Source organism: Streptomyces sp. NPDC058637, from assembly GCF_042717325.1.
Lineage (GTDB): Bacteria > Actinomycetota > Actinomycetes > Streptomycetales > Streptomycetaceae > Streptomyces.
Genome location: NZ_JBHXRD010000022.1, coordinates 105,505 through 127,297 on the forward strand (window position 1 = coordinate 105,505; position 21,793 = coordinate 127,297).

The window sequence follows — 21,793 nt, forward strand, 5'->3', positions numbered from 1 at the left end:
GGCTCAGTCACGCCGACGGGCGCCCGCGCACCCCTCCGTCGCGTCAGTCACGCTCCAGGAACGGCTCCAGCAGGCCGGGGACGGCCTCCGCGGCGAAGGTGAGGCCTTCGGAGGCGTCGGTGTCGTACGCCGTGTACGCGCCCCCTCCGGCGGCCGTCGTGGCCGTGACGCTCAGCAGCCCGGCCCGGCGCTGGAAGCGGGACTGCCTCACCGTCCAGCCGATCACCCCGGTCCGCCGCAGAGCCGCCGTGGAGCGCCGCAGGCTGCCGGAGCGGGTGACGAGGTAGTCGCCGGCGACCGTGTGCCCCAGCGCCCGGTACGCGTCGAGGGCCAGCAGCACGGCGAGCGGCAGGAACACCACGGCGCAGCCGAGCGCGATCCACACCAGCACCGGTGTCAGCAGGGCGCCCAGGAGCGCCAGGACCAGCACGGGGAGCAGGACCGCCGCCAGGGCGCGGCGCAGCCGTCTGCCGCGGGCGGACGGGGGGTGCGCGGTGAGCTGGGCGTCGGTGGGCGCGACCGGTTCGCGCAGCACGTCGGCGGCGATCGAGTCGGCCAGCGGGCGGGGCACGGCCGGGAGCAGCGTGTCGTGGTCGGCGCCCCGCGCCTGTTCGTCCTTGGCCAGGCCCGTGGTGATCGCGTCCACCCGGGCGGCGCCGAACAGCCGTACCCCGAGGGGCTCCACGAGGTCCACCCCGCGCAGCCGCCGTTCCTCGACGGACAGGGAGCGGGAGGTCAGCAGTCCGCGCCGGACGCGCAGGGTGCCGCCCCGTTCGCGCTCCAGGCGGTAGTTCCACCACATCTCCACCCAGAGGCCGAGCGCCCCGACGGTCCCGGCGGCCAGGGCCACGACGACGAGGGCCGTGACCGTCCAGAGCGGCGGGGTGTCCCGGAAGCGGTCGGCGACCCAGTCGATCACCTCGCCCTGCGCGCCGACCCATTCACTGATCTGCAGGACACCGCCGGCTGCCGCGCCGCCGAGCATGGGCGCGACGAAGGAGACGGGCGCGTAGCGTATCCAGCGCAGGTCGAGGACGGCCAGCTCGCCCTCGCGGTGGGCCCCGGGGGTCTCGGCGGTGACCCGGTCGAGGAGTTCACGGCGCAGCCGCTCCCCCTCGGCACGGGTGACGGGGTCGAGCTCCAGGGTGGATTCGCCGCCGGTGTGCTCGCCGGTGCCGATGCGGACCGTGACCAGTCCGAGTATCCGCAGCAGCGGGTGTGCGGTGAGGTCGACGCTGCGGATTCGTTCGCGGGCCAGTGAGCGCCGTCTGACCAGCAGGAGCCCGGTGCGCAGGTCGACGCGTTCGGTGCCGACGCGGTAGCGGGTGCGCCGCCAGCGCACGTGGTCGCCGGCGGCGGCGCAGCCGATCAGGAGGACGGCCCCGGCCAGCGCCCAGCCGATGGCTCGCGGGTAGCCGAGGCGGCCGGACAGCGCGACCACGACCGGTACGGCGGCGCCCGCGGCGACCCCCGCCGTGACGAGCGCGGTGACCAGGACCGTGCGCGGGTGGATCCGCAGCCAGCCGGGGCCCTCGCCCGCCGCGGTGCTCATGTGGCGTCCCCGGGGGTGGCCTGGGTGATCCTGGTCAGCCGTTCGACCAGTTCGGCCGCCATCTCGTGCGCGAGCCCCTCGATCCGCACGGCGCCCTTGGCGGACGCGGTGGTGACGGTGACCGTGGCGAGCCCGAAGAGCTGCTCCAGCGGGCCGCGCACGGTGTCCACGGTCTGGATCCGGGACATCGGCGCGATCCGCCACTCCTGGAGGAAGAACCCGGTCCGTACGTAGACCGCTTCGTCGGTGACCTCCCAGCGGTGGGTGCGGAACCACCAGCGGGGGAGGAGGACGGCGCACAGCAGGCCCACGGCCGCCAGGGCGGCGGCGGGCACCAGCAGCCAGGTCCGGGCGGGAGCGATGAACGCCCCCGACAGGCCCAGCACGGCAACCGGCGCCGCCGTCAGCAGCAGCCACTGGGTCCGCCACCAGCCGGCGGCCCGCGGATCCAGCCTGTTGCGCGGCGGGCGCAGCCGTACCGTCCCCTCCCCCCTCGTCATCGGCTCAGCGCCCGCGCAGCGTGCGGTAGGTCGCGACGAGCGCGGCGGTGGAGCTGTCCAGCCGCTCGGCGCCGGTGCCTTCGGTCAGGACCGGCTCGATCTCCCTGGCGAGGACCTTGCCGAGCTCGACGCCCCACTGGTCGAAGGAGTCGATGTTCCAGACGGCACCCTGGACGAAGACCTTGTGCTCGTACAGCGCGATCAGCTGGCCGAGCACCGACGGGGTGAGCCGGTCGGCGAGGATCGTGGTCGTCGGGTGGTTGCCGCGGAACGTCCTGTGCGGCACGAGCTCCTCGGCGACGCCCTCCGCGCGGACCTCGTCGGGCGTCTTGCCGAAGGCGAGGGCCTGGGTCTGGGCGAAGAAGTTGGCCATCAGCAGGTCGTGCTGGGCGATCAGCCCGGGCAGCAGGTCGTGGACCGGTGCGGCGAAGCCGATGAAGTCCGCCGGGATGACCTTGGTGCCCTGGTGGATGAGCTGGTAGTAGGCGTGCTGCCCGTTGGTGCCGGGGGTGCCCCAGACGACCGGGCCGGTCTGCCACTCGACCGGATCGCCGTCCCGGTCCACGGACTTGCCGTTGGACTCCATGTCCAGCTGCTGGAGGTACGCCGTGAACTTGGACAGGTAGTGGCTGTAGGGCAGCACCGCGTGGGACTGGGCGTCGAAGAACGCGCCGTACCAGACGCCCAGCAGGCCCAGCAGCAGCGGGGCGTTCTCCTCCGCGGGAGCGGTGCGGAAGTGCTCGTCGACGAGGTGGAAGCCGTCGAGCATCTCGCGGAAGCGGTCCGGGCCGACGGCGATCATCAGCGAGAGGCCGATCGCCGAGTCGAAGGAGTACCGGCCGCCGACCCAGTCCCAGAACTCGAACATGTTGGCGGTGTCGATGCCGAAGTCGGTGACCTTCTCCGCGTTGGTCGACAGTGCCACGAAGTGCTTGGCCACGGCCTCCTGACCGGCCTTCAGCTCGGTGAGCAGCCAGTCACGGGCGGAGGTGGCGTTGGTGATGGTCTCGATCGTGGTGAAGGTCTTGGACGCGACGATGAACAGCGTCTCGGCCGGGTCCAGTCCCTGGACGGCCTCGTGGAGGTCCGCGCCGTCGACGTTCGAGACGAAGCGGACGGTGAGCGAGCGGTCCGTGAAGGAGCGCAGCACCTCGTACGCCATGGCGGGTCCGAGGTCGGAGCCGCCGATGCCGATGTTCACGATGTTCTTGATGGGCCGGCCGGTGTGACCGGTCCACTCCCCGGCCCTGATCCGGTCGGAGAAGGCGGCCATCCGGTCCAGGACGGCGTGCACGGCGGGCACCACGTTCTCGCCGTCGACCTCGATCACCGCGTCGCGCGGGGCGCGGAGCGCGGTGTGCAGGACGGCGCGGTCCTCGGTGGTGTTGATCTTGTCGCCGCGGAACATCGCGTCCCGCAGTCCGGCGACGTCCGTGGCGGCGGCGAGCTCGCGCAGCAGACGGAGCGTCTCGTCGGTGACCAGGTTCTTGGAGTAGTCGATGTGGAGGTCGCCGACCCGGAGGGTGTACGCGGTCCCGCGGTCCGGCGCGTCCGCGAACAGCCCGCGCAGATGGGTGGCGCCGAGCTCCTCACGGTGCTTGCCGAGAGCCGTCCACTCGGGCGTCTGGTTGAGCTTGGTGCGGCTTTGTGCGTTCATCCGGGAAATCGCCCACTTCTTCTCGTACCTGCAACATGCCCCGCTGCCCCTCCAACCTAATTGATCTGGAGGGTGCGACGGGCGAGGGCGGGCGGGGAGGGCGGCATACGGACTCCGGCCGGGCACCCGAGGGGTGACCGGCCGGTGAACAGCATCCAGGAAAGGGGCAGGACGTCAGATCTCGCCGCGGAGCTTCGCGAGTGCCTCCGCGAGGATCGCCTCGCCGTCGGCGTCGCTGCGCCGCTCGCGCACGTACGCCAGGTGCGTCTTGTACGGCTCGGTGCGGGGCGGGGCGGGCGGGTTGTCCCGGTCCTGTCCGGCCGGGAAACCACAGCGCGGACAGTCCCAGGTCTCCGGAACCTGCGCGTCATGGGCGAAGCTGGGCTGTGTATCGTGCCCGTTCGAGCACCAGAAGGAGATGCGAAGACGCGGCGCGGACTCGCCGCGCTCGGCCTCCCCCATCGGGCCCGCTCCGACCCGGCTTCCCCGGATCGCGTTGCCACTTGCCACGGTCGTAACTCCCTGCGTGATGGTGCTCGAAGATGCCCCAGTCTACGTAAGGCCCAACGCGCGTCCAGTGGAAGGAGTTACACCCTCACCGGGAATCGCTGACGACGGGTCAGTTGTCCAGCTTGATGAGCAGCCCGAGGACGACGATGCACGCGAACCAGACCAGACCGACCACGACGGTAATGCGGTCGAGGTTGCGCTCGGCGACCGAGGAACCGCCCACGGAGGACTGCATTCCGCCACCGAACATGTCGGAGAGGCCGCCGCCCTTTCCCTTGTGCATCAGCACCAGCAGCATCAGCAGCAGGCTGAAGACGATCAGGGCGATCTCGAACGCCAAAATCACGGCTGGTCCCTACTTTCCGGAATTCTCTGAGGACTGCATGTACGAACAGCGGGGGCCGTGGGGTGGTACCCCCTTCGGCCCCCGCTAGGGTACGACGGATCCGCGCTACCGCATACTCACTGGTCGCGGAAGCGGACGATCTTGACGAACTCGTCGGGGTCCAGCGCGGCACCGCCGATCAGGGCACCGTCCACATCGGGCTGCGCCATGATGGCCGCGACGTTGCCGGACTTCACCGAGCCGCCGTACTGGATGCGGACGGCGTCGGCCAGCTCCTGGGAGTACAGCTCGGCCAGCCGGCGGCGGATCGCGCCGCAGACCTCCTGGGCGTCCTCGGGGGTGGCGACCTCGCCGGTCCCGATGGCCCAGACCGGCTCGTACGCGATCACGATGGACTCGGCCTGCTCGGCCGTGATGTCCTTCAGGGCGCCGTCGAGCTGCGCGAGCGTGTAGGAGACCTGGTCACCGGCCTTGCGGATGTCCAGGCCCTCGCCGACGCAGAGGATCGGGGTCAGGCCGTGCTTGTACGCGGCCTTCACCTTGGCGTTGCAGATCTCGTCGTTCTCGCCGTGGTACTGGCGGCGCTCACTGTGGCCGACGGCCACGTAGGTGCACTTCAGCTTGGCGAGCATGGGGCCGGAGATCTCACCGGTGTACGCGCCGGAGTCGTGCGCCGAGATGTCCTGGGCGCCGTACTTGATCTTCAGCTTGTCGCCGTCGATCAGGGTCTGCACGGAGCGCAGGTCGGTGAAGGGCGGCAGGACGGCGACCTCTACGGCGTCGTAGTCCTTGTCGGCCAGCGCGAAGGCGAGCTTCTGGGTGTGGGCGATGGCCTCGAGGTGGTTGAGGTTCATCTTCCAGTTGCCCGCCATCAGCGGGGTACGGGTGCTCATCAAGGGTCAGTCCTCCAGTGCGGCGAGGCCGGGAAGCGTCTTGCCCTCGAGGTATTCGAGGCTGGCGCCGCCACCGGTCGAGATATGGCCGAATGCGTTCTCGTCGAAGCCCAGGATGCGGACGGCGGCTGCGGAGTCCCCGCCGCCGACGACGCTGAAGGCCGGGGAGTCGACGAGGGCCTGGGCGACCGCCTTGGTGCCCTCGGCGTAGTCGGGGTGCTCGAAGACTCCCATGGGGCCGTTCCAGAAGACGGTGGCCGCGTCGGCGAGCTTCGAGGCGTAGAGCTTGTTGGTCTCCGGGCCGTTGTCCAGGCCCATCACGCCGGCCGGAATGGCGTCGGCGGCGACGGTGCCGGGGTTGCCCGGCGTCTTGGCCTTCAGGTCCGGGAAACCGTCCGAGACGACGACGTCGACGGGGAGCACGAACTCCACGCCCTTCTCCTCGGCGCGCTTCAGGTAGCCGAGCACCGCCGGGATCTGGTCCTCCTGGAGGAGGGAGCCGCCGACCTCGTGGCCCTGGGCCTTGAGGAAGGTGTAGGCCATGCCGCCGCCGATGAGGATGCGGTCGGCCTTCTCCAGCAGGTGGTCGATCACGCCGAGCTTGTCGGAGACCTTGGAGCCGCCGAGGACCACGACGTACGGGCGCGTGACGTCCTCGGTGAGCTTCTTGAGGACGCCGACCTCGGTGGCGATCAGACCGCCGGCCGCGTGCGGCAGGCGGGCCGGAAGGTCGAAGACCGAGGCGTGCTTGCGGTGGACGGCACCGAAGCCGTCGCCCACGTACACGTCGGCGAGCTCGGCGAGCTGATCGGCGAAGGCGCCGCGCTCGGCGTCGTCCTTCGAGGTCTCGCCGGCGTTGAAGCGGAGGTTCTCGATGACGGCGACCTGGCCGTCGGCGAGGGCGGCGACCGTGTCGCGGGCGGACTCGCCGACGGTGTCGGTCGCGAAGGCGACCTCCGTACCGAGCAGCTCACCGAGGCGCGCGGCGGCGGGGGCCAGCGAGAAGGCCGGGTCCGGGGCGCCCTTCGGGCGGCCGAGGTGCGAGGCGACGACGACCCGCGCACCGGCTGCGGCGAGCTCGGCGATCGTCGGCTGGACGGCGCGGATCCGGCCGTCGTCGGTGATCGTGGTGCCGTCCAGCGGCACGTTGAGGTCGGCGCGGACGAATACCCGCTTGCCCGCGACCCCTTCGGCGAGAAGTTCGTCGATCGTCTTCATCTGTTCCGGTACTCCTTGGAAGGACGCATGAGCACGCAAGGGGCTCGGACGCCGCCACGTTGCGCCGTCCGAGCCCCTTGCTCACATCGAGATGCCTGCCGATCCGAGGATCAGAGCTGTTCGCCGACGAAGACGGTCAGGTCGACGAGGCGGTTGGAGTAGCCCCACTCGTTGTCGTACCAGCCGAGGATCTTCACCGTGTTGCCCTCCTGGACCATGGTCAGGGAGGAGTCGAAGGTGCAGGACGACGGGTCGCCGACGATGTCCGAGGACACGATCGGGTCCTCGGTGTACGTCAGGAAACCCTTGAGGTCGCCGTCGTCGGACGCCTTCTTGAACGCGGCGTTGACCTCGTCCTTGGTGACCTCGCGCTGCAGGGTCACGACGAGGTCGGTGGCGGAACCGGTCGGGACCGGGACACGCATCGCGATGCCGTCGAGCTTGCCCTTGAGCTGCGGGAGGACCAGAGCGGTCGCCTTGGCGGCGCCGGTCGTGGTGGGGATGATGTTCTCGGCGGCGGCGCGGGCGCGACGCAGGTCCGAGTGCGGGAAGTCCAGGATCCGCTGGTCGTTCGTGTACGCGTGGACCGTCGTCATCAGGCCCTTGACGATGCCGAAGTTCTCGTCGAGAACCTTGGCCATCGGCGCCACACAGTTGGTGGTGCAGGAGGCGTTTGAGATGACGTGGTGGTTGGCCGCTTCGTACTTGTCCTGGTTGACGCCCATCACGATGGTGATGTCCTCGTCCTTGGCCGGAGCCGAGATGAGGACCTTCTTGGCGCCACCCGCGATGTGCTTCGCGGCGTCGGCCTTCTTGGTGAAGATGCCGGTCGACTCGATGACGATGTCGACGCCCAGCTCACCCCAGGGGATGTCGGCCGGGTTGCGCTCCGAGAGCACCTTGATGGTGTGACCGTCGACGGTGATGGTGTCGGCGGTGTGGCTGACCTCTGCCTTGAGACGACCCAGAATGGTGTCGTACTTCAGCAGATGGGCAGTGGTCGCAGTGTCACCCAGGTCGTTGACAGCCACGATCTCGATGTCCGCACCCTGCTCCAGCAGCGCGCGGAAATAGTTACGACCGATGCGGCCAAAGCCGTTGATGCCTACGCGGATCGTCACGAACCGATCTCCTCGTTAGGTACGCCGGTTTTCGACGCCGGCGAGTTGTATGGGATGTCCCCGACCGCCTCCGACCCTACCTCTCCGAGGGCCCGGGAGTGACATCGAGCAGGGGCGGGACGGACACGGAGGTCCGTACTCCCGAGTAGGAATACGGACCTCCGGTCCTGCGGTGGTGACACGAGCGGGGAGCCGGCCCCGCCCGTGTCACGGGCTGCGGAGCGTCAACGCCCCAGACTCCGCAGGGCCTTCCCGATCAGCCGCTTGCGCCCGTCGGCGTCGGCCACGTGCTCAAGGCCGAACCCGAGCAGCACGGTGTCACGCGTCGTGACGGCGGCCTGCGAGTGGAACAGCGGACCTGAACGGGCCCAGTCGGCCGTGTTCCCCGGGCTGCCGGCCGGTGCCCCGGGGGTGTTCCAGGCGCCGAGGGCGGTCTCGAAGCCCTCGGTGTCCCGCACGGTCCCGCCGATGACCAGCTCGGTGTCGTCCACGAAGACCCCGATGCCGCCGGAGCCCGGGTCGGTGACGTACGAGACGGAGAGCTCGACCTGCTCACCGGCGTACGCGCCGAGGTCCACGGCGACCTGCTGCCAGCCGTTGGAGCTGCCAGTGAACCGGTTCCAGCCGCCGGTGGTGCCGGTGGCCGTGCAGCCGTCGCCGCCGACGGTCAGATAGCGCGTGAGGAAGGGGTGCATCTGGGCGTAGTAGCCCTCCGAGCAGTCCGCGGGCACCGCGGTGTCGGAGCCGCCGTTGGCGTCGGGGAGGGTCGTCCAGTCGTCCTTGCCGACCGTGCGGGCCTCGACGACGACGTTGTCGTACCCCTCCTCGGTGTCGTAGCTGAGCTGGAAACGCAGCCGGGGTGTGTCGGCCGCGGCGGCGCCCGTCAGGTCGACCGTGCGGGACAGCCTCTTCCATGCGGCGTCCTGGTGGGTGGCTGCGGCGAACCAGGAGCCCCCGTGCGGCTCGAAGGGGGTGCGTACCCCCGGGTAGTCGCCCGCCGCCGCGCTGCGGAACTGCGGGAACTCCTTCGGGTCCAGCGTGTCGGAGGTGACGGTGTACGCGCCGGCGGCGTCCAGGACTCCGCCGGGGGCGTCACCGAGGCCGGCACCCGCCCCGGCCAGCCGTCCGGCGCCGGCGAAGGCGGGCGGGGACTTGAGCCCGACCCTGTTGTACGCGCCGAGGTAGTACTGCGAGAAGTCGTCGGTGCCGCCGGCGCCCGTGACGGCGCCGCCCGCCTGCTCGCCCGCGTTGATGAGCTTGCCGCCCTCGTTGACGTAGGAGCGGACGGAGAGCATGGTCGCCGCGGCCGGGCGCTCGGCGCCGGTGTACCAGAGGACGGTACGGAAGTGGCTGAGCACGCCGAGGGCGTGCGGGGTGCCCTGGGCGGCGACGTCCCAGACGGCGGACCGGTGGCCGTTGGCCGCGAGCGCCCCGGTGTACGCGGCGGTGTGGGTGGCGGTGGCGCCCTCCTCGGCGATCACCAGCGTGTCGCCGCGGGGCCGGTCGGCGACCGTGTACGTGAACGGGGTGCTCGCGGTCCGCGCGCCCGCCTCCGTACGGCCGGTGAACCAGACGGTGACGCGGTCGCCCGCGTCGGCGTCCTCGACCTCGGCGCGGTACTCGTCGAAGTGGAGGTTGTCCTCTCCCCCGTACGTCTCGCCGCCCTTCCAGGCGGTCAGCCGCTCGGTGTGCGTACGGCCTCCGTCGACGCGGTAGTTGAGGCGCTTGTCGCGGATGGATCTGCGGGCCGTGACCGCCACTTCCTGGTCGCCGCCGCGCGCGTAGGAGGTGGTGAAGGCGTCCGGGGTGAAGTCGGGCGTCTCGATGCCGACCGGGGAGACCGGGCGGTCGGGGTGCGCCGCGGACTCGGCCACGGCGAGTGCGAACGGGACGTTCTTGGCGAACTCCTGCTGGATGAGCTTCTCGTCGTCGGGGAAGCGGAAGACCGAGGCGCAGTCGGCCGGTTCCCAGGCGTCGTCCGGATCGATCCGGGAGGCGGTGGCGCAGGTCGACATCTCCGGCGTGAACATCAACGTGCCGTTGACGTTGGCGGCGTGTCCGTCGGCCTCGCCGTTGGTGACGTACAGCTCGGAGGAGACCTGCGGGTGGTATCCGGGGACACCGGAGTTCCCGGGTGTTCCGGCGAGGGCCCGGTAGACGATGTCGTCGGGGGTGTCCGTGGCGACCTGCCAGCCCACCCCGTACAGCAACAGCTGCGCGGCGGAGTGGTAGTTGATCCCGTACTGGAAGCCGACGCGCTTCTGGAAGGCGTCCAGCGCCCGGGTCTCCGGCTCGGAGGCGGGGGCGGTGCCGCGGAAGGTCTCGTCGCCCGGGTCCGGCGACGAACCCTCGTTGTCGTAGCCCCACTTGTAGGGGAAGTTGCGGTTGAGGTCCACGCCGTCGCCGGCGGTGGTCTCGCCGTCGCCGTTGTTGTCGCGGAGATTCTTGCGCCAGTCCCGCTCGCCGGTGAACGTGTGGTCGTAGCCGTCGGGGTTGGCGGAGAGCACGAACCAGAGTTCGGTGGTGTCCACGATCTTCGTGATCCGCGGGTCCTTGCCGTACCCGTCGAGGTAGTGGTGCATCAGCCGGCGTGTCATCTCCGGGGTGATCCACTCCCGGGCGTGCTGGTTGGACATGTACAGTGTGGCCGGCTTGGAGCCGTCCCGGCTCTTCTTGGCGCCCTTGGTGAGCTTCAGGGCCAGGATGTCCTGGCCCCGGACGGTCTTCCCGATGCTGACGACCTTGGTGAGGCCGGGATCGGCCTGTGCGGTCGCGAGGATCTCCCGCTTCAGTCCGTTCTCGCCGCCGTACGGCCGGAAGACACCGTCACCGGCTGCCGCGACCCTCTTCGAGGCCTTGGCGGAGAGGGTGTGCTCGGTGATGTCGACGCCCTTGCCGCGCAGCTCCCCGGCCTGCCGGTCGGTGAGGTACAGCTCCACGGTGGCGGAGCCGCGGTCGGGCACCTGCTCGCTCAGTTCATGGCCGTCGGTGCCGGCCTCGGCCAGCAGCGGCACCTGGGCCGCGCTGATCTCGGCGTGCCAGACGGACAGTCCGCCGTCGGCCCCGCCGCCGCTCCCCTGGTCGGCCTGCGCCACGGGTACCGCCAGTCCGGCCATCAGCAATGAAGCCGCGGCGAGGATCGCTCGCGCTCTGCGTCTCATGAGCCCCCCATGCAGTTGTCTGCCACTTCCGTCCGCCGGACCGGCGGACGGAAGACAGATTCGTGATGGTCCATGACCATGTCAATAGGGCCGCAAGGCGGCACGAAGACCGTGTATCGGGCATGCAGGCGGACGGGGAAGCGGGCCGCCGCACGCCCGGGGGATGCCGCCGCCGGCGCCCTCGGGGAGGTACGCCGGCGGTGGAGGGTGCGTCCGGTCAGCCGACGAGGCCGTCGGCCAGCTCCTCGCTGAGGGTGGATTCGGTGCCCGGGATGCCGAGGTCCTGGGCCCGCTTGTCGGCCATGGCCAGCAGACGCCGGATCCGGCCCGCGACCGCGTCCTTGGTGAGCGGCGGGTCGGCGAGGGCACCCAGCTCCTCCAGGGAGGCCTGCTTGTGCTCCATGCGCAGCCGTCCGGCCGCCGCGAGGTGCTCCGGGACCTCCTCGGCCAGGATCTCCAGCGCGCGCCCCACACGGGCTCCTGCGGCCACGGCGGCGCGTGCGGAGCGGCGGAGGTTGGCGTCGTCGAAGTTGGCGAGCCGGTTGGCGGTGGCGCGGACCTCGCGCCGCATCCGGCGCTCCTCCCAGGCCAGCACCGACTCGTGCGCACCGAGCCGGGTGAGCAGCGCGCCGATCGCGTCACCGTCGCGGACGACGACACGGTCCACTCCGCGCACCTCGCGGGCCTTCGCCGCGATGGAGAGCCTGCGGGCGGCTCCGACCAGGGCGAGAGCGGCCTCCGGGCCGGGGCAGGTCACCTCCAGCGAGGAGGAGCGGCCGGGCTCGGTCAGCGAACCGTGGGCCAGGAAGGCCCCGCGCCAGGCAGCCTCGGCGTCACAGGTGGCTCCCGAGACCACCTGCGGGGGCAGTCCGCGGATCGGCCGGCCACGGCCGTCCACCAGACCGGTCTGGCGTGCCAGCTGATCGCCGCCCGCCACCACCCGTACGACGTAACGGGAGCCGCGCCGGAGCCCGCCGGGAGCCATCACGATCAGCTCCGAGCTGTGCCCGAAGATCTCCAGGATGTCCCGCTTCAGCCGGCGCGCCGCCATCGCCGTGTCCAGCTCGGCCTCGATCACGATCCGGCCGCTCACCAGGTGCAGCCCGCCCGCGAAGCGCAGAATCGCCGAGACCTCCGCCTTCCTGCAGCAGGTCCGGGTCACGGGAAGCCGAGAGATTTCGTCCTTCACCGCTGGCGTCATCGCCATGGGCCGATCCTTCCATGCATCCGAAAAATACGGTCGTACGCGGCGGCCAACAGCTCCGGATCATGAATCGGAACGCCGTCGGGTGACGCCACCGGGGCCAGCTCGACCGCGGCTCCGAGCCGCTTGGCGGCGTCGGCGAGGGACTCACGGTCGGGCACGGCGGCCTCGTCGGCCAGCACCACGTCCAAGGCGAGTTTAGGGGCGTGTCGTCCCAAAACCTCCAAATGACGCTGCGGTGAGAAGCCTTCTGTTTCACCGGGTTGCGGTGCGAGGTTCAGCGAGAGGACCTTACGGGCCTTCGTGAGGACCAGCGCGTCGAGCAGTTCGGGTACCAGTAGATGCGGGATCACGGAGGAGAACCAGGACCCGGGGCCCAGCACCACCCAATCGGCGTCCAGGACGGCCGCGACGGCTTCCGGGACGGCCGGCGGATCGGCGGGCACCACGTGGACGGACTGCACCTCGCCGGGGGTGAGCGCCACGGTGGCCTGGCCCCGCACGGTGACCACGTCCTCGGGGCGCTCCGGGTCGTGCCCGCGGACGAGCGCCTGGAGCTCCAGCGGCACGGCGGACATGGGAAGCACCCTGCCGTGCGCGCCGAGCAGCTTGCCGACCAGGTCGAGCGCCTGGACGTGGTCGCCCAGCTGCTCCCACAGGGAGACGATCAGCAGGTTGCCCACGGCGTGTCCGTGCAGCTCGCCCTTGGACTCGAAGCGGTGCTGGATGACCTGGGCCCAGGTCTGGCCCCATTCGTCGTCCCCGCAGAGCGCCGCGAGCGCCTTGCGCAGGTCGCCGGGCGGCAGGACCCCGAGCTCCTCGCGCAGTCGGCCGCTGGAGCCGCCGTCGTCGGCGACGGTGACGACGGCCGTGAGGTCGCCGGTGATCCGGCGCAGTGCCGTGAGCGACGCCGACAGGCCCATGCCGCCGCCGAGAGCGACGACCTTGGGCTGTGCGCCCCGCTTGCGGCCGGAGAGCGCCGAGGTGGCTCTGCTCAGCCTGCGCAGGCGCAGATTGCGACTGGTCACTCGCGCCCCATGTCCCGGTGCACCAGCACGGTCTCGATCCCCTCCGTGGCCAGCCGGGCGGCCAGCTTCTCCGACATGGCGACCGAGCGGTGCTTGCCGCCCGTGCAGCCGACGGCGATGGTCACGTAGCGCTTGCCCTCGCGGCGGTAGCCCGCGGCGATCAGCTGGAGCAGCTCCGTGTACTGGTTGAGGAACTCCTTGGCACCGGGCTGGTCGAAGACGTAGGCGGACACCTCCTCGTTGAGTCCGGTGAAGGGACGCAGCTCGGGGACCCAGTGGGGGTTGGGCAGGAAGCGGCAGTCCACGACCAGGTCGGCGTCGACCGGCAGGCCGTACTTGTAGCCGAACGACATCACCGTGGCCCGCAGTTCCGGCTCCTCGTCGCCGGCGAACTGGGCGTCCATCTTGGCCCGCAGCTCGTGCACGTTGAGGCTGGAGGTGTCGATCACCAGGTCGGCGTCGCCGCGCAGCTCGCGCAGCAGGTCGCGCTCCGCCTCGATGCCGTCGACGATCCGGCCGTCACCCTGGAGGGGGTGCGGACGGCGGACCGACTCGAATCGGCGTACGAGCGCGTCGTCGGAGGACTCCAGGAAGACGATCCGCCGGGTGACGTGCTTGGACTCCAGGTCCGCGAGGGACTCCCGGAGGTTGTCGAAGAAGCGGCGGCCCCGTACGTCGACGACGACGGCGATCCGGGCCACATTGCCCTGGGAACGGGCGCCGAGCTCCACCATGGTGGGGATCAGCGCGGGCGGCAGGTTGTCGACGACGAACCAGCCGAGGTCCTCCAGACACTTGGCGGCGGTGCTGCGTCCCGCCCCCGACATACCCGAGATGATCACCAGCTCGGGGATGGCGGGCACAGCGGCCTCGGCCTTCTCCGTGGTGCTTCCCGTACTCATGTCTGCTGCTCCGTCTGCTCGGTCGTTCTGGCGTTCGTGCGCGTGCTCGGTCATGACGTGCCTCCCCCGTCGTCCTCTTCGATGATCTCTCCTGTGGCCGTGTTCACGGCCGGTGCGGCCGGAGCTGCCGCGGCCAGGGCGACCGCCACCGATTCCGCCGTCCTGCGGCCTATCCCCGGAACCTCACAGATCTCGTCGATTGTCGCCTGCCGCAGCTTCTTCACGGACCCGAAATGCTTGATCAGTGCCTGCTTCCGGGTCTCGCCGAGGCCGGAGACGTCGTCCAGGGGGCTGCTGCGGATGCGCTTGGCCCGCTTGGCGCGCTGGTAGGTGATGGCGAAGCGGTGGGCCTCGTCGCGGATGCGCTGGAGGAGGTAGAGGCCCTCGCTGGAACGGGGCAGCACGACCGGGTCGTCGTCGTCGGGCAGCCAGACCTCTTCCAGGCGCTTGGCGAGACCGCAGACCGCGACGTCGTCGATGCCCAGCTCGTCCAGGGCCCGTTTGGCCGCGGCGACCTGCGGCTGCCCGCCGTCGACGACCACGAGCTGCGGTGGGTAGGCGAAGCGCTTGGGCCGGCCGTCGTCCTCACGGGGCTCGGTGGGCGATCCGGTGTCCGTGGCCGTGGACGTGTCCACCACCACGGACCCGTCCGTGGTGGTGGGCGTGGCCGTGGTGGCCCGCGGGACCGCGAGAAGCGTCTCCGTGGCCGACGAAGCCATGGGCGGCGTGTCCGTGGCGGCGGGCGGGGCCGGGGGCGCTCCCGTGGCGGGTACGGGGCCCGTGGCGGGTACGGGGCCCGTGGCGGGTACGGGGCCCGTGGCGGGTACGGGGCCCGTGGCGGCCGGGGTCTCCTCCCACTCCCCCGTCCGCTCCTTCTCCTGGAGGTACCGCTTGAAGCGGCGGCCGATGACCTCGTGCATGGACCGGACGTCGTCCTGGCCCTCGAAGCCCTTGATCTGGAAGCGCCGGTATTCGCTCTTGCGTGCGAGCCCGTCCTCGAAGACCACCATGGACGCGACCACGTCGTCGCCCTGGAGGTGCGAGATGTCGAAGCACTCGACACGCAGCGGGGCGGTGTCCAGGCCGAGTGCCTCGGCGATCTCCTCCAGGGCGCGGGAACGGGTCGTGAGGTCGGAGGCACGCTTGGTCTTGTGCAGCCCCAGCGCCTGCTGGGCGTTGCGCTGGACCGTGCCCATCAGGTCCTTCTTGTCCCCCCGCTGCGGGATGCGCAGGCTGACCTGGGAGCCCCGGCGGCGGGCGAGCCACTCGGAGACGGCCTCCGGGTCCTCGGGCAGCGCCGGGACGAGGACCTCCTTGGGCACGGAGTCACCCGTCTCCTCCCCGTACAACTGCTGGAGCGCGTGCTCGACGAGTCCGGCCGTGTCGACGGCCTCGACCTTGTCGGTCACCCAGCCGCGCTGGCCGCGCACCCGTCCGCCGCGGACGTGGAAGATCTGGACGGCCGCTTCGAGCTCGTCCTCCGCGACGGCGATCAGGTCCGCGTCGGTGGCGTCGGCGAGGACGACGGCGCTCTTCTCCATGGCCCGCCTGAGCGCCTCGGCGTCGTCGCGCAGCCGGGCCGCCCGCTCGTACTCCATCTCCTCCGCCGCCTGGGCCATGTCCTTCTCCAGGCGGCGGATGTACGTACCCGTCCGGCCCGCCATGAAGTCGCAGAAGTCCTCGGCCAGGTCCCGGTGTTCGTCCGGGGTGACCCGGCCGACGCAGGGTGCGGAGCACTTGCCGATGTAGCCGAGGAGGCAGGGACGGCCGGTCCTCTCGGCGTTCTTGAAGACACCGGCGGAGCACGTGCGCACGGGGAAGACCCGGAGCATCAGGTCGACGGTCTCGCGGATCGCCCAGGCGTGCCCGTACGGACCGAAGTAGCGCACGCCCTTCTTCTTGGCCCCGCGCATGACCTGGACGCGCGGGAACTCCTCGTTGAGCGTGACGGCGAGGTAGGGGTAGCTCTTGTCGTCGCGGTACTTGACGTTGAACCGGGGGTCGTACTCCTTGATCCAGGTGTACTCCAGCTGCAGCGCCTCGACCTCGGTGGAGACCACGGTCCATTCGACGGAGGCTGCCGTGGTGACCATCGTGCGGGTGCGCGGGTGCAGACCGGCCAGGTCCTGGAAGTAGTTGGCCAGGCGCTGGCGCAGGTTCTTGGCCTTCCCGACGTAGATCACCCTGCGGTGTTCGTCGCGGAATTTGTAGACCCCCGGGGAGTCGGGGATCTGTCCCGGCTTGGGGCGGTAGCTGGAGGGGTCTGCCATGTCTCACACCCTACTTGCGGGCTGTGACAGAGCGGCATTTCCCGGAGGCACCGTATGCGGGACCGGGCCCGCGGGCCGTCCGCCCGGCCGGTGAGGACCGCCTGCGGATCCGTCCGGCCTCCGTCAGGACCGCCTGCGGATCCGTCCGGCCCCCTCAGGACCGTCGCGGATCCGTGGTCAGGCTCCCGGGCCCGCGACGAGCTTTCCGCCCTCCACCTTCACCGGGACGGCGGGCAGCGGCACCGTGGCCGGGCCCTGCAGTGCCTTGCCGGTCGTCATGTCGAAGCGGCTGCCGTGGCACGGGCAGTTGCCCTCGTTCCCCTCGACCTTGTCCAGGAGGCAGCCGGCGTGGGTGCACTGCGCGCTGAAGGCCTTGTACTGGCCCGCGGCCGGGCAGCTCACGACGACCCGCTGTTCCCGGTAGAGCTTCGCCCCGCCGACCGGGACCTCGTCCGCGGCTCCGAGCTCCACGGGCGCGGTGGGCGTGGGCGTCCGGGCGTGGCCGAGCTTCGAATCGGTCGAGCAGGCGGCCGCTCCCAGCCCTGCGGCACCGGCGAGAGCGGCGCCCTTCAGTACGGTACGGCGGGCGGCGGGCAGGCCGGACATGCGGTCTCCACTGGTCGGGGGGACAGAGAGCCGCCGTTTCCGCCCGGGCACCGGATGCCCTCGGACACCCGCCCCTGAAGGCATCGGCGACAGACCCGACGATACCGACCGAGAACGCCGCACCGTCGACCGGCCCCGCCCCGGGAGCCGGACGGCACGAAGGCGGCCCCCGGGGTGCCGGGGGCCGCCTTCGTGGGACCTGTCAGGCCTTCCGCGTGCGGGTCGCCTTCTTCGCCGCGGGCTTCTCGGCCGCCGCCTTCCTCGCGGTCCTGGCCGTGGCCGTACCGCGCGCCGGAGCGGCCTTCGCGGCGACCGTCTTCTTCGCGGCCGCCCGTCGGGCGGGCTTACGGGCAGCGGGCACCGGGGCGGCCTCGCTGATCCGGTCCGCGCCCAGGACGGTCTGGAGGAACTTCCCGGTGTGGCTGGCCGGCACCGAGGCGACATGCTCCGGGGAGCCCTCGGCGATGACCAGGCCGCCGCCCTTGCCGCCCTCGGGGCCCATGTCGATGACCCAGTCGGCGGTCTTGACGACATCGAGGTTGTGCTCGATGACGATCACCGTGTTGCCCTTGTCGACGAGGCCGGAGAGCACGCTGATGAGCTTGCTGATGTCCTCGAAGTGCAGACCGGTGGTCGGCTCGTCCAGCACGTAGACCGTGCGCCCGGTGGAGCGCTTCTGCAGTTCGCTCGCCAGCTTGACGCGCTGCGCCTCGCCGCCGGACAGCGTCGGCGCGGACTGACCGAGCCTGACGTATCCGAGACCGACCTCGTTGAGGGTGCGCAGGTGGCGGGCGATCGTCGGGACGGCCTCGAAGAACTCCAGGCCTTCCTCGATCGGCATGTCCAGGACCTCGGCGATGGACTTGCCCTTGTAGTGGACCTCCAGCGTCTCCCGGTTGTACCGCGCTCCGTGGCAGACCTCGCACGGGACGTACACGTCGGGCAGGAAGTTCATCTCGATCTTGATCGTGCCGTCGCCGGAGCAGTTCTCGCAGCGTCCGCCCTTGACGTTGAAGGAGAAGCGGCCCGGCAGATAGCCGCGCACCTTCGCCTCCATCGTCTCGGCGAACAGCCGGCGGACGTGGTCGAAGACCCCTGTGTACGTGGCCGGGTTGGACCGGGGCGTACGGCCGATCGGCGACTGGTCGACATGGACGACCTTGTCGACGAGGTCGTCGCCGTCGACCCGGGTGTGCCGCCCGGGAACCGACTTGGCGCCGTTGAGCTCGCGCGCCAGGTGGGTGTACAGGATGTCGTTGACCAGGGTCGACTTCCCCGAACCGGAGACACCGGTGACCGCGGTGAGCACACCCAGCGGGAAGGAGACGTCGATGTCCTGGAGGTTGTTCTCACGGGCGCCGTGCACGGTGAGCTGACGCTTCGGGTCCACCGGGCGCCTGATGTCGGGCATCGCGATCGCCCGCTTGCCGGAGAGGTACTGGCCGGTGATCGACTCCTCGTTGGCCAGCAGCTCCTTGAGCGAGCCCGAGTGGACGACCTTGCCGCCGTGCTCACCGGCACCTGGGCCGATGTCGACGACCCAGTCGGCGACCTTGATGGTGTCCTCGTCGTGCTCGACGACGATGAGCGTGTTGCCCATGTCCCGGAGCCGGACCAGGGTCTCGATCAGCCGGTGGTTGTCGCGCTGGTGAAGGCCGATGGACGGCTCGTCCAGCACGTACAGCACACCGACGAGCCCGGAGCCGATCTGGGTGGCGAGCCGGATGCGCTGGGCCTCGCCGCCGGACAGGGTGCCCGCGGCGCGGTTCAGCGAGAGGTAGTCGAGGCCCACGTCGACGAGGAACGTCAGCCGCTCGTTGACCTCCTTGAGCACCCGCTCGGCGATCTTCTTGTCGCGGGCGCTCAGCTTGAGCCTGCCGAGGAATTCGGCGCACTCGCTGATCGACATCGCGGCGACCTCGGCGATGGACTTCTCCATCACCGTCACCGCGAGCACGATCGGCTTGAGCCGGGTGCCCTCACAGGTCGGGCACGGCACCTCGCGCATGTAGCCCTCGAAGCGCTCCCTGCTGGAGTCGCTCTCGGCCTCGGAGTGGCGCCTCTTGACGAACTGCACCGCGCCCTCGAAGGAGGGGGTCGTGTAGGCGCGCTCGCGCCCGTACCTGTTGCGGTAGCGCACCTCGGTCTGGATCTTGTGACCGTGGAGCAGCGCCTTCTTGGCGCGCTGCGGCAGTCCGGCCCAGGGGATGTCCGTACGGAATCCGAGGGCCTCGGCGAGCGCGCGGATCTGGCGCCCGAAGTACTCCTTGGTGTGGCCGTGCGACCAGGGGTGGATCGCACCCTCGTCGAGGGACTTGTCCTCGTCCGGGATGATCAGCTCCGGGTCGACCTCCATCCGCGTGCCGATGCCCGTGCAGTCGGGGCAGGCGCCGAAGGGGGAGTTGAAGGAGAAGGAGCGGGGCTCCATCTCCTCGAAGGAGAGGTCGTCGTACGGGCAGTAGAGGTGCTCGGAGTACATCCGCTCACGCTCGGGGTCGTTCTCGTCCAAGTCGACGAAGTCGAGCACGACCATGCCGCCGGCGAGGCCCAGCGCGGTCTCGACCGAGTCGGTCAGCCGGCGCTTGGCGCTGTCCTTCACCGTGAGGCGGTCGATGACCACCTCGATGGTGTGCTTCTCCTGCTTCTTGAGCTTGGGCGGCTCGGACAGCTGGATCGTCTCGCCGTCGACCCGGGCCCTGCTGTAGCCCTTGGTCTGCAGATCGGCGAAGAGGTCGACGAACTCGCCCTTGCGCTCGCGCACGAGCGGGGAGAGCACCTGGAAGCGGCTGCCCTCGGGCAGGCCGAGCACCTTGTCGACGATGGCCTGCGGCGACTGGCGGGAGATGGGCCTGCCGCACTCGGGGCAGTGCGGCTTGCCGATCCTGGCGAAGAGCAGCCGGAGGTAGTCGTAGACCTCGGTGATCGTGCCGACCGTCGAGCGCGGGTTGCGCGAGGTCGACTTCTGGTCGATGGAGACAGCGGGCGAGAGGCCTTCGATGAAGTCGACGTCCGGCTTGTCCATCTGGCCGAGGAACTGCCTGGCGTACGAGGAGAGCGACTCCACGTAGCGCCGCTGGCCCTCGGCGAAGATCGTGTCGAACGCGAGGGAGGACTTGCCCGACCCGGAGAGCCCGGTGAAGACGATGAGGGAGTCACGGGGGAGGTCGAGCGAGACGTTCTTCAGGTTGTGCTCGCGCGCGCCACGGACGATGAGACGGTCGGCCACGCCGGTCCGCACCTTTCTGGAGGGAATCGGGGGAACTGAGCCCCTGCCCAGGGTATGGGGGGCGCCACAGCGGTGTAGGAAGCTTTCGACTTCGAGCGTATAGCACGCGCATTCGATTTACGGACGGCCGCAGACTCCTTCACCCGAATGAGTGGCCGGGGTTACGCTCGGCTCATGATTGATCATGCGCACGACCTGGAAGCCGTACGCGAAGCGACCGATCGGCTGCTCCGAGCGACGGGCGGACTCGACGACGCTTCGCTCGCCGAGCCGTCGCGACTGCCGGGCTGGAGCCGTGGCCATGTTCTCGCCCACCTGTCACGTAACGCCGACGCCCTCGTAAACGTTCTCCGGGGACACCCGATGTACGCGAGCAGCGAAACCCGGGACGCCGACATCGCGCGCGACGCGCCCCGGCCGCTCGCCGGGCAGCTCGCGGACCTGCGGGACAGCGGGGCCGGCTTCCTCGCGGCGGCGGCCGAGCCGGCCGACTGGTCCCGCACGGTCACGATGCGCAACGGCGTCACCGACTCGGCCTCCCGGATCCCCTTCCGCCGCAGGGCCGAGGTCGAGCTGCACCACGTCGACCTGGCGGTGGGTTACGAGCTGGAGGACCTCCCGGAGGAGTTCGTGGTCCGGGAGAACGACTTCCTGGCGGAGCGGTTCGCCGGGCATCCCCATGTGGTCCCCACGACGGCGGTGACCGAGGACGGCCGGCTCTGGACCACGGGCGGCGGCGCCGACGGCGGATCGGTCGTCGTCCGGGGCACGGTCCACGACATCCTCGGCTGGCTCTGCGGACGCCGTGACGGCTCCGGGCTCACGGTGGAAGGCGGCCCCCTTCCCGCCCTGCCCCCGCTATAGGCTGAGACGTATGACGTACAGCGGAACGGTGAAGGTCGGCGGGCCCGCGGACGTGCACGAGCTGACCGATCTGATGATCTCCAAGGTCGCCGTCGGTCCGATGGACAACAACGCCTACCTGCTGCGCTGCCGGGCCACCGGTGAACAGCTCCTGATCGACGCGGCCGACGAGGCCGGGACCCTGCTACGGCTGATCGGCGCGGACGGCATCATGTCCGTCGTCACGACGCACCGGCACGGCGACCACTGGCAGGCGCTCGGCGAGGTGGTGGGTGCCACCGGGGCGCGCACCTACGCGGGGGCGTACGACGCCGAGGGCATCCCGGTCCCGACGGACGTACGCGTGGAGGACGGCGACGCGATCCGGGTGGGCCGGGTCTCGCTGACCGCCCGCCATCTGGCCGGGCACACCCCGGGGTCCGTCGCGCTGGTCTACGACGACCCGCACGGGGCTCCGCACGTGTTCACCGGGGACTGCCTCTTCCCCGGTGGCCCCGGGCGGACCGCGAGTCCCACGGATTTCACGTCCCTGATGGACGACCTCGAAGAGAAGATCTTCGGGACCCTTCCGGACGAGACATGGGTCTACCCGGGGCACGGGAACGACACCACCCTCGGCGACGAACGCCCGCACCTCGCCGAGTGGCGGGCGCGGGGCTGGTAGAAGCCCCGGGCGGACTTCCCGGTCGGGCCCGGAGGAGCGCGCACACGACAGGACGGCGGCGGCCGGGTGCC

The 21,793-nt window shown here is 70.6% G+C and carries 17 protein-coding genes; 2 read left to right on the forward strand and 15 right to left on the reverse strand.

The window, feature by feature from the left end:
• Positions 1-43: 43 nt before the first annotated feature.
• From ACFWVP_RS22745 to uvrA, 15 genes are all read right to left on the reverse strand, one after another.
• The gene (locus ACFWVP_RS22745; protein WP_384499198.1) at positions 44-1,552 is read right to left on the reverse strand and encodes a PH domain-containing protein; all 1,509 of its coding nucleotides are present in this window, start codon (positions 1,550-1,552) and stop codon (positions 44-46) included.
• On the reverse strand, positions 1,549-2,052 hold the full coding sequence (locus tag ACFWVP_RS22750) for a PH domain-containing protein (protein WP_384499200.1): 504 nt from the start codon (positions 2,050-2,052) through the stop codon (positions 1,549-1,551). Before ACFWVP_RS22750 ends, ACFWVP_RS22745 begins: the two co-directional genes overlap by 4 nt.
• A 4-nt stretch (positions 2,053-2,056) precedes the next feature.
• Positions 2,057-3,709, reverse strand: coding sequence for a glucose-6-phosphate isomerase (pgi, locus tag ACFWVP_RS22755; RefSeq protein ID WP_384499202.1), 1,653 nt, complete (start codon positions 3,707-3,709; stop codon positions 2,057-2,059).
• Between the two features lie 174 nt (positions 3,710-3,883).
• Positions 3,884-4,219, reverse strand: a complete 336-nt coding sequence (locus tag ACFWVP_RS22760) for an RNA polymerase-binding protein RbpA (protein ID WP_384499204.1) — start codon at positions 4,217-4,219, stop codon at positions 3,884-3,886.
• 109 nt (positions 4,220-4,328) lie between these two features.
• Complete coding sequence (gene secG / locus ACFWVP_RS22765) at positions 4,329-4,565, reverse strand: preprotein translocase subunit SecG (protein WP_056783645.1); 237 nt, start codon at positions 4,563-4,565, stop codon at positions 4,329-4,331.
• 116 nt (positions 4,566-4,681) lie between these two features.
• Positions 4,682-5,458, reverse strand: a complete 777-nt coding sequence (gene tpiA, locus ACFWVP_RS22770; RefSeq protein ID WP_384499205.1) for a triose-phosphate isomerase — start codon at positions 5,456-5,458, stop codon at positions 4,682-4,684.
• 6 nt (positions 5,459-5,464) lie between these two features.
• Positions 5,465-6,676, reverse strand: coding sequence for a phosphoglycerate kinase (locus tag ACFWVP_RS22775; protein WP_384499207.1), 1,212 nt, complete (start codon positions 6,674-6,676; stop codon positions 5,465-5,467).
• Between the two features lie 110 nt (positions 6,677-6,786).
• Positions 6,787-7,797, reverse strand: coding sequence for a type I glyceraldehyde-3-phosphate dehydrogenase (gene gap / locus ACFWVP_RS22780; RefSeq protein WP_384499209.1), 1,011 nt, complete (start codon positions 7,795-7,797; stop codon positions 6,787-6,789).
• A 224-nt stretch (positions 7,798-8,021) separates the two neighbouring features.
• Positions 8,022-10,958 carry a M14 family zinc carboxypeptidase gene (locus ACFWVP_RS22785; protein ID WP_384499210.1) on the reverse strand — a complete coding sequence of 979 codons (2,937 nt, stop codon included), beginning with the start codon at positions 10,956-10,958 and terminating at the stop codon, positions 8,022-8,024.
• Positions 10,959-11,175: 217 nt separating this feature from the next.
• Entirely contained in the window at positions 11,176-12,165 is a 990-nt protein-coding gene (gene whiA, locus ACFWVP_RS22790; RefSeq protein WP_384499212.1) for a DNA-binding protein WhiA, read from the reverse strand.
• Positions 12,156-13,190 carry a uridine diphosphate-N-acetylglucosamine-binding protein YvcK gene (gene yvcK, locus ACFWVP_RS22795; RefSeq protein ID WP_384499214.1) on the reverse strand — a complete coding sequence of 345 codons (1,035 nt, stop codon included), beginning with the start codon at positions 13,188-13,190 and terminating at the stop codon, positions 12,156-12,158. The genes whiA and yvcK overlap by 10 nt, the downstream gene beginning before the upstream one ends.
• Positions 13,187-14,146: an RNase adapter RapZ gene (rapZ, locus tag ACFWVP_RS22800; RefSeq protein ID WP_384499215.1), complete on the reverse strand. Its 960-nt coding sequence runs from the start codon at positions 14,144-14,146 to the stop codon at positions 13,187-13,189. The genes yvcK and rapZ overlap by 4 nt, the downstream gene beginning before the upstream one ends.
• Complete coding sequence (gene uvrC, locus ACFWVP_RS22805; RefSeq protein ID WP_384499216.1) at positions 14,143-16,362, reverse strand: excinuclease ABC subunit UvrC; 2,220 nt, start codon at positions 16,360-16,362, stop codon at positions 14,143-14,145. Before uvrC ends, rapZ begins: the two co-directional genes overlap by 4 nt.
• 177 nt (positions 16,363-16,539) lie before the next feature.
• A complete protein-coding gene (locus tag ACFWVP_RS22810; protein WP_384499217.1) occupies positions 16,540-16,968 on the reverse strand; it encodes a Rieske (2Fe-2S) protein in 429 nt (142 codons plus the stop codon).
• Positions 16,969-17,170: 202 nt separating this feature from the next.
• Complete coding sequence (uvrA, locus tag ACFWVP_RS22815) at positions 17,171-20,194, reverse strand: excinuclease ABC subunit UvrA (RefSeq protein WP_384499219.1); 3,024 nt, start codon at positions 20,192-20,194, stop codon at positions 17,171-17,173.
• A 174-nt stretch (positions 20,195-20,368) separates the two neighbouring features.
• On the opposite strand from uvrA, the gene ACFWVP_RS22820 reads away from it, so the two are divergent.
• Together ACFWVP_RS22820 and ACFWVP_RS22825 are read left to right on the forward strand one after the other, a co-directional pair.
• Positions 20,369-21,058 (forward strand): maleylpyruvate isomerase family mycothiol-dependent enzyme, encoded by a 690-nt coding sequence (locus ACFWVP_RS22820; protein WP_384499221.1) that lies wholly within the window; start codon positions 20,369-20,371, stop codon positions 21,056-21,058.
• A 10-nt stretch (positions 21,059-21,068) separates the two neighbouring features.
• Positions 21,069-21,722, forward strand: a complete 654-nt coding sequence (locus ACFWVP_RS22825) for an MBL fold metallo-hydrolase (RefSeq protein WP_384499223.1) — start codon at positions 21,069-21,071, stop codon at positions 21,720-21,722.
• Positions 21,723-21,793 lie beyond the last annotated feature (71 nt).